This is a genomic window from Microbacterium sp. Bi128, assembly GCF_918698205.1.
In genome coordinates this window covers 1-1,803 of record NZ_CAKKMM010001054.1, presented here as the reverse complement: position 1 = coordinate 1,803, position 1,803 = coordinate 1, and the positions used below count along the sequence as shown (strand labels likewise).

Here is a 1,803-nt window from a genome sequence, read left to right as displayed (position 1 = left end):
CCGGTTAAATGACTGAAGCTCCGGATGAACCGGAGCTTCAGTCATTTAAGGGTCAGGAGTGGCCTAGTTTTCGCCGGCCGAATCCGAGCGGCCCAGCAGGGTCTGCGGGATCCAGAACGCGGCGGCGAAGAGAATCAGGCAGACGGCCATCGGCCAGGTGTTTTCCAGCGTCAGGAAGGACAGCGAGTAGATCGCACCGAGGAACAGGACCATCATCGGCACGAACAGGGCGATGCTGGATCCGAGGCTGTTCTCGACGCGCCGGGACGGGGTGGTGTTGCTGGACATTCGTTCCTCCTCGGCCCCGGGGGGCTCAAAACTGTGGGCGGTGCCGGCACGGTCAGTACGCGGACGAACCCTGTTCACCCTTGACGATCGCGATACCGGAGCTGGCGCCAATACGTGTTGCACCTGCAGCAATCATAGCCTGAGCATCGGCCAGGGAACGCACGCCGCCGGAGGCCTTGACACCCAGGTCCGGGCCGACGGTGCGGCGCATGAGAGCGACGTCCTCGGCAGTGGCCCCGCCGCCGTTGAAGCCCGTGGAGGTCTTCACGAAGTCCGCCCCGGCTTCCACTGCGGCCTCGCAGGCGAGCACCTTCTGGTCATCGCCCAGCAGCGCCGTTTCGATGATGACCTTCAGGATGGCTCCGCCCTCGTGCACGGCGGCCGCGACGGCGGCGATGTCGTCCACCAGCGCGCCCTTGTCATTGGCACGGGCCGCGGCGATGTTGATGACCATGTCCACTTCTTCGGCACCGTCCAGGACCGCGCCGCGGGCCTCGAAGGCCTTGACGTCGCTCGGCGTGGCGCCCAGCGGGAATCCCACCACGGAGCACGTCAGGACGCCGGATCCCTTGAGCGCTTTCTTGACGGTCTTGACCCAGACCGGGTTCACGCAGACCGACTTGAAGTGGTACTCCGCCGCCTCGGCGCAGACCTTGAGGATCTCCGCCTCGCTGGCCTCCGGCTTGAGCAGGGTGTGGTCGATGTAGGAGGCGATGTTGGGCGTCCCCCCGGTGGCGGCTTCTTGGCTCATGGTGGTCCCTTTCGTGGCGGGCCTGGGACGCGGCGGTCCCTTCCCGGGCCTTGTGGGCCTGCGGGCCCTGGCGGCGCCGCGTGGTGCGCGGCTTATCAGGGAACCATCTTGCCATAGGAATGTGCCCGCCGGATGCCCCCCGGCCGGGCCTCCCCGGCACGTCAGGCGGCGGCCGCCAGCGGCCGGCCTATGGTGGCCTGAAGCAACTGGGAAGCGCACACCGACGCCGCGGAACCGGAGGCCACGAGCAGCCCCAGCCGGACGCCGTCGTAGGCTGCCGCGTCACCGATCGCCCAGATGCCCGGCACGGAGGTGCGGAAATCCTGGCCGATGACGATCCCGCCGCCGGCAGCGGTCGCGAGCCCGGCCGTGGCGGCCAGCTCGTCGCGGGCGATGCGCTCCTCGGCGAGGATCACGAGGTCACCGTTCATGCTGGAGCCGTCCTCGAAGACGATGCCCGACGCCGGCAGGGCGGACCCGGCGGCGGTGGGAACGACGGCGGCGGGACGGACGGTGGTGCGGACCGGGCGGACGCCGCGGGACCGGAGCACGGCCTCGGCCTGGCCGGCGGCCGAACCCGTGCCGACCAGGATGCCCAGGGGGCGGCGGCCCAGGACCCGGGTGACGTCCTTGACGGCCTCGCCCAGCCCGGCGGCGTCGTCGATCGTGGAATAGCTCAGGCAGCGGGCGGCACCTTCCACCGGAGCCTCGGCGGGGGCGGAACCGGTGGCGATGACGAGCTCGTCGTAGTCGAACTCCATGCC

3 protein-coding genes are annotated in these 1,803 nt (G+C 69.6%); all 3 read right to left on the bottom strand.

All coding sequences use genetic code 11. The annotated features are described in order from the left end of the window. Positions 1-63: 63 nt before the first annotated feature. Positions 64-288: a hypothetical protein gene (locus LQV45_RS29685; protein ID WP_230010712.1), complete on the bottom strand. Its 225-nt coding sequence runs from the start codon at positions 286-288 to the stop codon at positions 64-66. A gap of 52 nt (positions 289-340) precedes the next feature. After that, complete coding sequence (gene deoC, locus LQV45_RS29680) at positions 341-1,039, bottom strand: deoxyribose-phosphate aldolase (protein ID WP_028278361.1); 699 nt, start codon at positions 1,037-1,039, stop codon at positions 341-343. A gap of 161 nt (positions 1,040-1,200) precedes the next feature. Continuing rightward, the coding region (locus LQV45_RS29675) for an FAD-dependent oxidoreductase (RefSeq protein ID WP_230010710.1) at positions 1,201-1,803 on the bottom strand (603 nt) is incomplete at its 5' end.